The sequence below is a fragment of the Acinetobacter sp. 102 genome (genome assembly GCF_037028485.1).
Lineage (GTDB): Bacteria > Pseudomonadota > Gammaproteobacteria > Pseudomonadales > Moraxellaceae > Acinetobacter > Acinetobacter higginsii.
Genome location: NZ_JAZEZK010000029.1, coordinates 17,730 through 29,749 on the forward strand (window position 1 = coordinate 17,730; position 12,020 = coordinate 29,749).

At 37.8% G+C, this 12,020-nt stretch carries 13 protein-coding genes and 1 pseudogene; 4 read left to right on the forward strand and 10 right to left on the reverse strand.

Annotated features, from left to right (window positions below; translation table 11 throughout):
- Positions 1-19 precede the first annotated feature (19 nt).
- Positions 20-1,087: a bifunctional HD family hydrolase/N-acetyltransferase gene (locus tag WA352_RS20175; RefSeq protein ID WP_081406942.1), complete on the forward strand. Its 1,068-nt coding sequence runs from the start codon at positions 20-22 to the stop codon at positions 1,085-1,087.
- 63 nt (positions 1,088-1,150) lie between these two features.
- Here the strand turns inward: WA352_RS20175 and WA352_RS20180 are convergent, their stop codons facing one another.
- The 5 genes from WA352_RS20180 to WA352_RS20200 form a co-directional block, all read right to left on the reverse strand.
- On the reverse strand, positions 1,151-1,702 hold the full coding sequence (locus WA352_RS20180) for a chitinase (protein WP_033133303.1): 552 nt from the start codon (positions 1,700-1,702) through the stop codon (positions 1,151-1,153).
- 58 nt (positions 1,703-1,760) lie between these two features.
- Positions 1,761-2,156, reverse strand: a complete 396-nt coding sequence (locus tag WA352_RS20185; RefSeq protein WP_004807705.1) for a hypothetical protein — start codon at positions 2,154-2,156, stop codon at positions 1,761-1,763.
- Between the two features lie 138 nt (positions 2,157-2,294).
- Complete coding sequence (locus WA352_RS20190) at positions 2,295-3,035, reverse strand: hypothetical protein (RefSeq protein WP_033133304.1); 741 nt, start codon at positions 3,033-3,035, stop codon at positions 2,295-2,297.
- 743 nt (positions 3,036-3,778) lie between these two features.
- On the reverse strand, positions 3,779-4,330 hold the full coding sequence (locus WA352_RS20195) for a hypothetical protein (protein ID WP_033133305.1): 552 nt from the start codon (positions 4,328-4,330) through the stop codon (positions 3,779-3,781).
- Between the two features lie 60 nt (positions 4,331-4,390).
- Entirely contained in the window at positions 4,391-4,798 is a 408-nt protein-coding gene (locus WA352_RS20200) for a hypothetical protein (protein ID WP_033133306.1), read from the reverse strand.
- 134 nt (positions 4,799-4,932) lie between these two features.
- Between WA352_RS20200 and WA352_RS20205 the strand changes: the two genes are divergently transcribed.
- Entirely contained in the window at positions 4,933-5,610 is a 678-nt protein-coding gene (locus tag WA352_RS20205) for a LexA family protein (RefSeq protein ID WP_336143758.1), read from the forward strand.
- A 125-nt stretch (positions 5,611-5,735) separates the two neighbouring features.
- On the opposite strand, the gene WA352_RS20210 is transcribed toward WA352_RS20205, so the two are convergent.
- Complete coding sequence (locus WA352_RS20210) at positions 5,736-6,314, reverse strand: YceI family protein (protein ID WP_033133307.1); 579 nt, start codon at positions 6,312-6,314, stop codon at positions 5,736-5,738.
- 227 nt (positions 6,315-6,541) lie between these two features.
- Here WA352_RS20210 and WA352_RS20215 point away from each other — a divergent pair, with 227 nt between their 5' ends.
- Entirely contained in the window at positions 6,542-6,952 is a 411-nt protein-coding gene (locus WA352_RS20215) for an OsmC family protein (protein WP_033133308.1), read from the forward strand.
- Positions 6,953-6,964: 12 nt separating this feature from the next.
- On the opposite strand, the gene WA352_RS20220 is transcribed toward WA352_RS20215, so the two are convergent.
- The 3 genes and pseudogenes from WA352_RS20220 to tkt form a co-directional block, all read right to left on the reverse strand.
- Positions 6,965-7,468: a hypothetical protein gene (locus tag WA352_RS20220; protein WP_033133309.1), complete on the reverse strand. Its 504-nt coding sequence runs from the start codon at positions 7,466-7,468 to the stop codon at positions 6,965-6,967.
- A 17-nt stretch (positions 7,469-7,485) separates the two neighbouring features.
- A pseudogene (locus WA352_RS20225) lies at positions 7,486-7,888 on the reverse strand (DUF3916 domain-containing protein); the annotation flags it as partial.
- 87 nt (positions 7,889-7,975) lie between these two features.
- Positions 7,976-9,964: a transketolase gene (tkt, locus tag WA352_RS20230; RefSeq protein WP_033133310.1), complete on the reverse strand. Its 1,989-nt coding sequence runs from the start codon at positions 9,962-9,964 to the stop codon at positions 7,976-7,978.
- A 383-nt stretch (positions 9,965-10,347) separates the two neighbouring features.
- On the opposite strand from tkt, the gene metK reads away from it, so the two are divergent.
- The gene (gene metK / locus WA352_RS20235) at positions 10,348-11,514 is read left to right on the forward strand and encodes a methionine adenosyltransferase (protein WP_033133311.1); all 1,167 of its coding nucleotides are present in this window, start codon (positions 10,348-10,350) and stop codon (positions 11,512-11,514) included.
- A 59-nt stretch (positions 11,515-11,573) separates the two neighbouring features.
- On the opposite strand, the gene WA352_RS20240 is transcribed toward metK, so the two are convergent.
- On the reverse strand, positions 11,574-11,831 hold the full coding sequence (locus tag WA352_RS20240) for a hypothetical protein (protein WP_004807761.1): 258 nt from the start codon (positions 11,829-11,831) through the stop codon (positions 11,574-11,576).
- Between the last annotated feature and the right edge of the window lie 189 nt (positions 11,832-12,020).

A 12,020-nucleotide genomic window follows, 5' to 3' on the forward strand; every position in this document is an offset into this window, starting at 1 on the left:
GTTTATTTTGAGAAAGAAAATGGAACTAGACGTAATTCAAAACCGCTTAGCTTTTTTACGAGAAGCGGAAAAACTAAAAAATGTGCTGCGATTTTCACATACTTCCAATGGTCGCCAAGAAAGTACCGCTGAACATAGTTGGCGTTTATGCTTAATGGCGATGATTTTTGCAGATCAATTTAAAGACATTGATTTGGAGAAATTACTAAAAATGTGTTTAATTCATGATCTTGGCGAAGCCATTCATGGTGATATTCCAGCCATTCTGAAAGATCAATTTCCAACTAAGAATCAGCAGGAAAAACAGGATTTTTATCAATTAACCGAATGTTTAGATGATAAACCTCAAATATTGATTCGATCACTCTGGCAAGAATATGAAGATGCAAAAACACCAGAAGCAAAAATCGTTAAGGCACTAGATAAGCTAGAAACGATCCTTCAACACAATCAAGGAATCAACTCACCTGATTTTGATTATGAATTTAACTTAAGTTATGGAGAGAAATATACAAATGATTCTCCACTACTCAAACAAATTCGAGCAATTTTAGATCAGGAAACACAAGAGAAAATGAAGATGAATATGCACATTCGCGATGAAAACCCATCTGACATTCAAAGCATTTTTGATTTAACCCAAGCTGCTTTTGCAACAGAAGAGCATTCAAGCCATACCGAGCAATTTATTGTGAATGCTTTACGTGATTCCAATCAGCTCATGCTTTCCTTAGTCGCGGATTGTAACAATAAGATTATTGGTCATATTGCCTTTTCACCCGTGCAGATTTCTGATGGCACAACTGGTTGGTATGGACTTGGTCCGATCTCGGTACTTCCAGAATATCAAGGTCAAGGAGTAGGTTCTAAACTGATGCATGCTGGTATCGAAGCGCTTAAAGATTTGGATGCGGTTGGTTGTGTTTTATTAGGTGAACCGCAGTATTACGGCCGATTCGGTTTCAAAGCAGATTCAAGACTGGTATTAGCTGGTGTCCCTGCCGAATATTTCCAGATCTTGCCATTTACAGAAGATGTCCCGACAGGTGAAGTGGTTTATGCGGATGCATTTAATGCCACAGCATAATTCCACAGACTAAATCACATGAAAGTAGAAGTTCGTATCGAATCGATGTGAACTTCTATTCTTTCAACAAGACAAAATCGTGACTTCTGAAGCGTGCAAGACTGCCTCAAATGTCTCTGCATACCCTGCAATCAACTCAGCTTTATCCGCTCCATTAATGATTCGCCGAGCACCTATATAATCTTTCTTATTTTGGCAGATGTAATCAGACAATTTCTTACCGGTAAACATCCCTTTTTTCATTCCAACAATCATGACACGAGCTGCAATATCCGCTTGTAAAGCCAGTTTCGGATTTTTCACTAAATCAATTTTTAAGTAATCCCCCATTCGCTTATAGTTTGCCAACCATGTCAGTTGTACATAGCCATAGCCGATATAGGGATAATATTGCTTAGACTTTAGATACTTTTCTGAACCATATTCAATCACGGGTTGCATCGTTTTAGCCGTTTCGTGCCAAGCCGTTGCCAAGATATAAGCGGCTTGGGCAGATGTGATCGCCCCATCTTCATCAAGCACTGAAACCAGAAAATTGATTCCATCGACCTGCAACTGACTTAATTTTCCAAATGTGTGGCGCAAAATATCGAAACCGTCTTGTGTTATTTTCATGTCATTTTCCTCTTTATAATAAAAAACCGCCCGAAGGCGGCATTGGATTGTTTTTTCTTTAGAATTTGTCTTTAAAGTCTTTCACCTCTTTTGCTACATCCAAAATGGTTGAATCTTCTCGTGCATTAATATAATTAAAGGTCCAACGAATAATCGCCCATACTGGCAAACCACAAAGAAAGTACAGACCTCCCAAGGCAAATGCGCCATATGGGTTTTGACTCCACTCTTGCAAGCCAAAATGCTGAATCACAAAAGCACCTCCGGCAATGCTGCCAACTGCTGTTGAAATGAGTGAAACCACCCATTCACGTCGAGACTTGGGTAACCGTGTCATAATCACAACCATCCAAGCCAAAAACATAAAAGTGAGTGCCATCATGACAATAAAAAAAACTCCATAAGATTTAATTACGGCTGCAATCCCTGCACCCGTTGAAACAAACTCTGTCATTATTTTTCCTCCATAAATAGAAAGGCCCTAACTTATTCAAAGTTAAGGCCTCGATTGACATTTTAAGCAAAACCACATAACCGACTACTCTCAATTCATTTTGATCACCATTGCTTAATTATTTAATTTAAATTCATACTATTGTGGATAATGCGTCATCCAACTTTGCTGAGCATGAAACTGCACAAAATCACCTGCGTTCACTTGTAAGCCCAAGATTTCACCTTTACTGGTTAAGTGATAATAGATATTGTCTTCAAGTGCTGATGGCATTTTATAATCCAAGCTGACATAGGCCTCTCGCAGATCAAAATCCAGTTGCTTTAAATCTTCTTGTGCAACAATGTGATAATACTTCGGCAATTTTAGGGAATTGGTTGAATGCCACTCTCCAACAAGTTCATAGTCAACATAGACCTTCATCGATTGAGAGCCAGTAATCTCAAAGGTCACAATTGGGTTTTCTGAGGGGTTAGCTTCAATAAAAGTGACGTTATTCAGACTATTATATTCGCCCAAAGTCACCACAAATTTATCATCCAAAAAATAGCTATGAATGACAAATCCACGCTCAACTTGGTTTAACTTCACCTGATGTTCAGGTTGCTGATCCACACCTAAAATGACAATTGACCGTTGCGCTGTATTTGCGCTGCTAAAAGAAAATTGACCTTTCTGTGCTTGGAAATAAGCAGATAAAGATACTTGGCACGCATCCTTCACTTTGACAGAACCTAATTGAGCATTCCCTTCAATATATGCAGTCGCTGTGAGATCAGCTGTTGTTTGCATAATCGCAGGCACAATCTCGGCATAAGAAAGAATATCTAAGTGTTTAATGGAGAAAGTGCCTAGCAGCATTTTATTTGTACAATTCATTTTAATCACCTTCAGTTATTTTCGGCTTTAAGCCGCCATCAATAGACAACAACCAACAATCTGTAGATATAAAAAAACTCGGCATCAATAAGAAACCGAGTTTTTAGGCAATAAAAAAGCCCATCTATCAAATGAGCTTTTTAATTATGATCGAAAATTTTATATTACGACCAGTGTAATAAAACTATAACTTAGTTTCCTAAAAAATGGAATCATTAAATCACTAGCTCTTTGTAAATATTTCTTTCCTTAATTTTCTTAAAACTAATGTATGAATACTAAAATTAATAGACCTCAATCAAAGTTCATTCACTAAATCATTTATATACGCTTTTTGATATCATTCTTATTTAGAACTAAAAAGGTTTACACAATATTTGTAGTTTTCCTCTTTGCTTACATGCCCTCCAACATGGACACATGAGCAAAAATTTTCCATCTAATTGTATTTTATTGATTTAGAAATATCAACATCATAGCATCTAGAATCTAATCGAACAGGCTTCCTCGGAAACAATGAATTCGAGCTATATATTGAATAGAAAATTCCGCCGCAGACAATAACGATTAAAGTCAAAATGGGTGAATGTTTTTTTAACATTAATAGCCTCCTTCTTCTTAGATATATTTATATTATCCACATATTAAAAGCCCACATAAAAATGAGCTTTTAATCAAGAATATTTTAACAGCAAAATTAGAATAAATATAATTATGAAGTTGACAATTACATCTATAAAATATCATGCCTTCATTATTTTATAAGTATCATTCCTATATTTTTCTATTGCAATTTCTGCTTCTTGAATTGCATTTTCAAGCACATTTATGAGTTTAATCTCATAACATTTCCATGTCTTTCTATAACAATCAAGACTCATTTGATGGCGGCTGATCCCAGCATAAGCCAAACGTCCTTTTGCAGTATAGTTTTCCTCTAAATCAGGATCTAATACAAAATCCAATACCATCCGTGCTATCAATTCTGCCAAATGGTACATCGCAATACGTTCAGGCTCTCGTTTTTTATCTTGTACGGCTTGCTCAATAAATACTTTAGCCAAATGTTGACGGACATCGTCATAGTCTTGCTTGCTTTTATGTTCGAACACAATCAATGCCGTGACCGACTTTGCCAATTGGCTTTGCATTGAGGCAATCACACCCAAACGATCTTCATAACTCAAGGTTCTCTCACCTGTACCACGCACAAAAGGCTCTAAATTTGGTGAACGCAAGCTTAGCCCCTGCATTAACCATTCAAATTTTTCAAACTTTGCTACATTTGCATTCATAACTTCACCTCTTATTGATTTATATATTTTGTGATTTAGCGATCATTGTATTTGTTGCGTTTAGTGATACTTTTCTCTCGCTTCAACAATATTCATGGCCTGATGAATTTCTTCAAATCGAGCTTTAGTACAGGGCCGAGTTGCACTTTTGATTTGGGAAATATAACTATGTGCACAGCCCAAAATACCCACCAATGCTTTTGCCCGTCCCTTATGCGCATCCAACCACTGACTAAACATCTGAATTTGGGCATCTGTTGCCTGATTGGCGATTCTTATACTTTTCTTTAATTCTTTTTGGGTTTTTTCTGGTGATACAAATTTAGTCATATGATTTGGCCTTGCTTTCAAGCGCTGCTCATATGTATTTTGGATCTTTGTGATTACATTGCCTTGAGCCAACCATGCTTCAATTTCCGCATCAAGATTTTGCTTAATATGCATGTTTGGATTGATTGTCTTGTTCATGCCGCACCTCCAGCATTTAACCTAATGAATAAGACAATTATATTAGTAAACTAATATTTATTCAATAAGAATACTAATTTGACTTCACATTAGCTTGCTAATATTCTTAATCTATTGATTTAAGGTGCATTAAAATGCTTAAAGATCGGCTCAAAGAAGCAAGAAAAAAAGCCAAGAAGTCTCAAAAAGATGTGGTTGCTGCTGTCGGCATTACACAATCTGCACTTAGCCAGCTTGAAACAGGACTGGTAAGCTCATCATCACATTTGCCTTCGATTGCTAATTTTCTAGGTGTAGATGCTTATTGGTTACAAACGGGTCAAGGGCATGCCACACCGAAAGAATCTGGTCATGAAGATACTTCAAATATCTCCCCTGTAAAAGCCAATATGGCTCCAGTACTCTCCTGGGTCCAAGCGGGCGTTTTTACCAATGTGGAATCGGTTGATATCACACAAGTTGAAGAATGGCTGCCATTGCCAGATGATTGCGATCACTGCTTCTATTTAAAAGTACAAGGTCTCAGTAATTATCCTGTTTTTCATGAGGGTGATTACATCTTGGTTGATCCAACCGTGCAATATAGTGATATGCAGTCAGGTGACATGATTGTGGTGAGAAAGCATGAAGATGCAACATTTAAGCGCCTAGTGATCGAAACTGATAATTCAAGATATCTGCAAGCACTGAATCCAGATTTCAAACCCAACATCATTCCACTGGATGAAGAATGTATTTTTGTCGGTGAAGTGGTCGATTCCATTCGCTATATTTACCAATCCAAACGTCGATCGAAGATCAAACATAGCTAATGGATAAAGGCTTATTTATTAGTATTCTTATTCAAAGCTAATATTAGTAGGTTAATTATTTATACCATCAAACAAATTCATATAAAAAAGCCTAGATGATCTAGGCTTTTTTGTTCAACGTCATATTACTTCGCAGCAGTTGCTTCAGTTGTAATATTGACAGTGATCTTATCCCCTACGTTCGGAACGTAGTTACCGATACCGAATGCAGAACGGTTAAAGCTTGTTGTTGCATTAAAACCAATTGCAGGTACTTTCGCCATTGGATGCTCGCCTTGTTTATTCAGTACAGCATCTAATACCACAGGTTTAGTCACACCTTTAACAGTTAAATCACCCGTGATTTTGAAGTGTTTCTTGTCTTTGGTTTCTACTTTAGTACTTTTGAAGGTAATGTTTGGATATTTCGCAGCATTAAACCAAGCTTCTTCTTGGAACTCTTTATCCAAAGCAGCAACATTGGTATTTACGCTGCTTAAAGGAATAATCACTTCTACAGATGAATTTGCAGGTTTTGCATTATCAACTTTAATCGTACCTTGGATGTCAGTGAAATTTGCACTTGGTGTAGAGAAACCAAAGTGATTCCAGCTGAATACGGTCGCAGTATGCGTTGGGTCAATTTTATAGTCGACTGGCGCAGCCAACGTTACAGAACTCGCTAAAGCGACTACTAAACCGAGGCTTAATGTTTTAAATTGCATTTTTCGTATCCTTGTTTGATATAGTGATTAGTGTATAGATCATGTATTTTTATTCACTAGTCTTTATAAAACGATATGTTTCACCAGTGCAACAATAAAAGCGTTACAGCGCTTATCAAAAATCAATATCATAAGACCATTCGATACTGGACAATTGATCAGCAAGATCACATGATCAATGGGTATATTTTGATTTAGATACTTCACGATAAACAACAAGGTAAAACATGACACATACAGCACAAGCACTCAGTACAACAACACCTTATCGCGTTACATTGACAGATCCTGCTGGCCATACTTGGTATGCAGATGAGCCTGCAGATAAAGGTGGTCAAGATACTGCACCCAACCCTGTTCAGTTGGTACTTTCAGCTTTAGGGGCGTGTACAACGATTACTTTAGAAATGTATGCCAATCACAAAGGGATTAAGCTTGATCATGTTCAGGTTGATTTAGCCTTAAATCCCAATGGTGAACCAGAATCAGGTCACAACAATATTGAACGTAAAATTATCTTAAAAGGTGAATTTACCGAAGATCAGCATAAACGTTTATTAAAAGTTGCTGAAAGCTGCCCAATTCATAAATTGTTAACGTCAAATATTTCGATTCAGAGTGAATTAAGTATTGGCTAAGTAGCCCTTACACTAAATTTCAATCACATTCGTATACCATTCCAATGAGCCACTCATCGAAATATCTATTGCTCGGTCGACAATATTTGTGAGCTCATTTGGAATAAATGAATATAAATTTTCCCCATCGAAATGAATCCAAAATTCAGGTGGTGGAGTGTCAGAACCATCTATAAACCCACCTGTTTCGTTTTCACCTAAACAGTCAAACATTGATGAGTGCACATCAAATACTAATATTTTGCCCTTTAACTTTGTCCAACTTGGTAAGTGATGATATTTAACTCGAGCTTGAATAGCCTCTTCAAAATAAGTCTGCATACGATAAGCATAATCACCACCACCCAATGTTTGATCACCTTTTCCATTTTTGAAACGTTCTTGTAATGCGCGAAATAAAAAATTATATTGTGCGCACTGCCAAAACATTTCTTTTTTATTTAAATTTTTCAAATACCTATATTTAATATCATTTAATATTTCATCAAAAGCATGAAGTTCGAATTCCGTCCTCATCACAATACCTCAATCTATTAAATTTCAATAAAGTACCACTGATCAGCTATATAATTAGCTGCTTCATCATTTGGATCAATATAATGAATATGTATTCCTCATGTGATCAGGAATTTGTAGCCTCCAATTTTTGGCCAAACTTAGCCTGTCCGCTAAAAGATATTGGGGATCATAAGAACCTGCCGATAAGGTATGGGCATTAAAATAATCTTCATCTAAATATAAACAAATTTCACTAGCAAACATATCTGGTTGCACAATAACACACGCCACTTTACAGAATTTTAGTCCTTGAGGTTTTGCTTCAATTAAATACTGACAAGCATTCATAAGATATTGAGCACACTCAGCCTTTATTTCTTGTTGAGCGTGTTTTCCTTGAACCATATTCATGGGTACAGGTATCTTCCAATTATAATAATGCAAACCGCTCATTTTTATATTCCATTTAATCATCATAAAAAAAGCGCCCTTAATCAGGACGCTTTTTTATACGACTTAATTCAATTAAGCAGTCAATTCTTTAACCGCAGCAACAACCGCTTCAGTGGTGATACCGAAGAATTGGAACAAGTCTTTTGCTGGCGCAGATTCGCCGTAAGTGGTCATACCGATCACTTTGCCGTCTAAACCAACAAACTTCCACCAGTAATCCACATGAGCCGCTTCAACCGCTACACGTGCACGGATATGCGCAGGCAATACCGCTTCACGATACGCAGCATCTTGCTTCATAAACTCTTCAGCACATGGCATAGACACTACACGCACACCTTCAAGTTGTGCATATGCTTCCATTGCCAATGAAACTTCTGAACCTGTTGCAATGATGATTGCCTTCAATTCACCTTTCTCTTCAGCAAGTACATAACCACCTTTTGCAGCGTTTTGAATTTGAGCTTCATTACGTGCTTGGAATGGTAAGTTTTGACGAGAGAAAATAAGTGCAGATGGACCATCTTTACGTTGAAGAGCAGACTTCCAAGAAATTGCAGCTTCAACTGTATCACATGGACGCCATGTATTTAGGTTCGGTGTACCACGTAACGATGCAATTTGTTCAATTGGTTGATGCGTAGGACCATCTTCACCCAAACCGATCGAGTCATGCGTATAAACATGAATCACACGTTGCTTCATCAATGCAGACATACGTACTGCATTACGCGCATATTCCATAAACATCAAGAATGTTGCAACGTAAGGAACGAAACCACCGTGTAAAGCCACACCATTCGCAATTGCAGTCATACCGAATTCACGAACACCGTAATACACGTAGTTACCCGCTGGGTTTTCTTGTACGCCTTGGCAACCTTTCCAAAGCGTTAAGTTAGAACCCGCCAAGTCAGCAGAACCACCTAATAATTCAGGAAGTAATGGACCGAATGCCTGTAAAGTATTTTGGCTTGCTTTACGTGTTGCAATGGTTTCTGCTTTTGCATTTGTTTCAGCAATGAATGCATCTGCTTGTGCAGCAAATTCAACAGGTAAATCACCATTAATACGACGTAATAATTCAGCTGCGTCAGTTGGATATTTTGCTTGGTATTGAGCAAACAATTCATTCCAAGCTGCTTCAGAGGTTTGACCTTTTGCTTTTGCATCCCAAGCTGCATAAACATCTTCAGGGATAACAAATGAATCTTCTTTCCAGCCTAATGCTTCACGAGTTAAAACGATTTCGTCTTTACCCAATGGCGCACCGTGGCAATCTTCTTTACCTTGTTTATTTGGTGAACCTAGACCAATAATCGTTTTACAGATGATAATGGTTGGTTTATTAGTTTCAGCTTTTGCTTCTACAGTCGCTTGACGGATTGCATCAGCATCATGACCATCTACACGAAGAACTTGCCAGCCATAAGCTTTGAAACGTTGTTCAGTATCATCGCTGAACCAACCTTCTACTTCACCATCAATTGAAATACCATTGTCGTCATAGTACGCAACAAGTTTACCAAGACCCAAAGTACCTGCAAGTGAACATACTTCGTGAGAAATACCTTCCATCAAGCAGCCATCACCTAAGAAACAGTAAGTGAAGTGATCAACAACATTTAAACCGTCTTTGTTGAACTGCGCTGCCAAAGTTTTTTCAGCTAATGCAAAACCAACTGCATTTGCAATACCCTGACCTAATGGGCCAGTTGTTGTTTCAATACCAGGTGCATAGCCATATTCAGGGTGACCTGGTGTTTTAGAATGTAATTGACGGAATTGTTTTAAATCTTCAATAGATAACTCATAACCAGTCAAATGCAATAATGCATATTGCAACATTGAACCATGACCATTCGACAATACGAAACGGTCGCGGTTCGCCCATTGTGGGTTCGTCGGGTTATGATTTAAAAATTCACGCCAAACAACATCAGCGATATCTGCCATCCCCATTGGTGCACCTGGATGCCCTGAGTTTGCTTGTTGCACAGCATCCATTGCCAAGACACGAATTGCATTTGCAATACGACGTTCATTTAAAGGGGTTGTCATAAGTCAGAATCCGATTAAATCAAATAAGATGAGAGAAGATGAGAAATCATCTTTCAAAAGATGCGACTATTGTCTTAAAAAAACGCCAGTGGGTAAAGTCCAATACACGATATTTCTTATTTTTCACGCATTCATTTGGGATTCTGGGAGCAAATGTTCATGTGATAGACAACACACTTCTTCGCTAGACACAATTTTAGGCCCTAAATTACAGATTTATTCATATAAAAAGGCATTAATATCAGTTTCCCTGATACACATATCAATAAAAACATAATGAAAATGAAATAAATTCATGCTTTTTAGTCAGCTTATGCTAGTCCTCTGCGTCAAGTCGATGTAACATACTCTGTCTTTTTGAAAATACCAATGATAGGACGTTCATGCGCGAGTATGCTGTTTTTACTTCAGAATCTGTAAGCGAAGGTCATCCAGACAAAATGGCTGACCAAATTAGCGATGCAATTTTAGATGCAATCCTAAAAGAAGACCCGTATGCGCGTGTCGCTTGTGAAACATTAGTAAAAACAGGTGCGGTTGTTCTTGCTGGTGAAATCACAACAACAGCAAATGTGGACTTTGAAGCGATTGTACGTCAAACCGTAAATGGTATTGGCTATCACCATTCTGATTTAGGTTTTGATGGTTCTACCTGTGCCGTCATCAACATGATCGGTAAACAATCTCCTGAGATTGCACAAGGTGTTGACCGTCAAAAGCCAGAAGATCAAGGTGCTGGCGACCAAGGTTTAATGTTTGGTTATGCAAGCCGTGAGACTGATGTTCTCATGCCTGCTCCTATCTCTTATGCGCACCGTTTAATGGAGCGTCAAGCAGAATTACGTCGTTCAGGTACATTACCGTGGTTACGCCCAGATGCGAAAAGCCAAGTGACATTTGCTTATGAAAATGGCAAACCTGTTCGTTTGGATGCAGTTGTATTATCAACACAACACGATCCTGAAATCTCTCAAATTCAGCTTAAAGAAGCGATTATTGAAGAGATCGTTAAGCCAATCATCCCAGCTAAAATGTTCCATGCAGGCACTAAATTCCATATCAACCCAACAGGTATGTTTGTAATTGGCGGCCCTGTAGGTGACTGTGGTTTAACTGGTCGTAAGATTATTGTAGATACTTATGGCGGTATGGCACGTCATGGTGGTGGTGCTTTCTCTGGTAAAGATCCATCGAAAGTTGACCGTTCTGCTGCTTATGCGGGTCGTTATGTGGCAAAAAACATTGTTGCTGCTGGTTTAGCAGATAAATGTGAAATCCAAGTAAGTTATGCAATCGGTGTAGCAGAGCCAACATCGATCTCTATTAATACCTTCAATACAGGTAAAGTATCAGATGAGTTGATTATTCAACTTGTACGTGAACACTTTGACTTACGCCCGTATGGTATTACACGTATGTTGAACCTGATTCAACCGATGTATAAGCAAACTGCAGCTTATGGCCACTTTGGCCGCGAAGGTTCAGACTCTGCCTTTACTTGGGAAAAAACAGATAAAGTTGAAATCCTTAAAGATGCAGCTGGATTGTAATCCATAGTGCTCTTCTATAAAAAAGCTCGCAAATGCGAGCTTTTTTATTTACCCCAAAATTATTTAGCAGAATCTGTATTATCTTGCTTAAACATCTCAAACAGTGAATTGCTTTGAACGGGCTGATCTTCTTGATGATGTTGCGTATACAAATGCGCAAGCTTAATAACAACGACAACGGCTAGACATGCGGCAACACAGAACATCCATAGACCATACGGACTACGGATATGATGAGAGCCACAATGTGGACACTCTTTATCAGTTGATGCAACAACCTTGTCACAACATGCACAATGATATTGATATAACATCATTAATTCCTCCTACCACTTATTTTTTATTTTCTTTTTACAACAATTTCAAATGTTGCACTTTTATCCTATGAAAAAAAAACTGAGAATTCAATCTAGTTTTCTGACCTATTCATTCAAATTAACAATTTTTTATGACAATTTGATTAGAATCTCGATTTTAAACAAATCTTTAAGTTCTTAATATTATTT

Excerpts from the sequence above, each read along its gene's own strand:
- WA352_RS20175 (WP_081406942.1), top strand. The coding sequence starts at position 20 with ATGGAACTAGACGTAATTCAAAACCGCTTAGCTTTTTTACGAGAAGCG.
- WA352_RS20180 (WP_033133303.1), bottom strand. The coding sequence starts at position 1,702 with ATGAAAATAACACAAGACGGTTTCGATATTTTGCGCCACACATTTGGA.
- WA352_RS20185 (WP_004807705.1), bottom strand. The coding sequence starts at position 2,156 with ATGACAGAGTTTGTTTCAACGGGTGCAGGGATTGCAGCCGTAATTAAA.
- WA352_RS20190 (WP_033133304.1), bottom strand. The coding sequence starts at position 3,035 with ATGAATTGTACAAATAAAATGCTGCTAGGCACTTTCTCCATTAAACAC.
- WA352_RS20195 (WP_033133305.1), bottom strand. The coding sequence starts at position 4,330 with ATGAATGCAAATGTAGCAAAGTTTGAAAAATTTGAATGGTTAATGCAG.
- WA352_RS20200 (WP_033133306.1), bottom strand. The coding sequence starts at position 4,798 with ATGAACAAGACAATCAATCCAAACATGCATATTAAGCAAAATCTTGAT.
- WA352_RS20205 (WP_336143758.1), top strand. The coding sequence starts at position 4,933 with ATGCTTAAAGATCGGCTCAAAGAAGCAAGAAAAAAAGCCAAGAAGTCT.
- WA352_RS20210 (WP_033133307.1), bottom strand. The coding sequence starts at position 6,314 with ATGCAATTTAAAACATTAAGCCTCGGTTTAGTAGTCGCTTTAGCGAGT.
- WA352_RS20215 (WP_033133308.1), top strand. The coding sequence starts at position 6,542 with ATGACACATACAGCACAAGCACTCAGTACAACAACACCTTATCGCGTT.
- WA352_RS20220 (WP_033133309.1), bottom strand. The coding sequence starts at position 7,468 with ATGAGGACGGAATTCGAACTTCATGCTTTTGATGAAATATTAAATGAT.
- tkt (WP_033133310.1), bottom strand. The coding sequence starts at position 9,964 with ATGACAACCCCTTTAAATGAACGTCGTATTGCAAATGCAATTCGTGTC.
- metK (WP_033133311.1), top strand. The coding sequence starts at position 10,348 with ATGCGCGAGTATGCTGTTTTTACTTCAGAATCTGTAAGCGAAGGTCAT.
- WA352_RS20240 (WP_004807761.1), bottom strand. The coding sequence starts at position 11,831 with ATGATGTTATATCAATATCATTGTGCATGTTGTGACAAGGTTGTTGCA.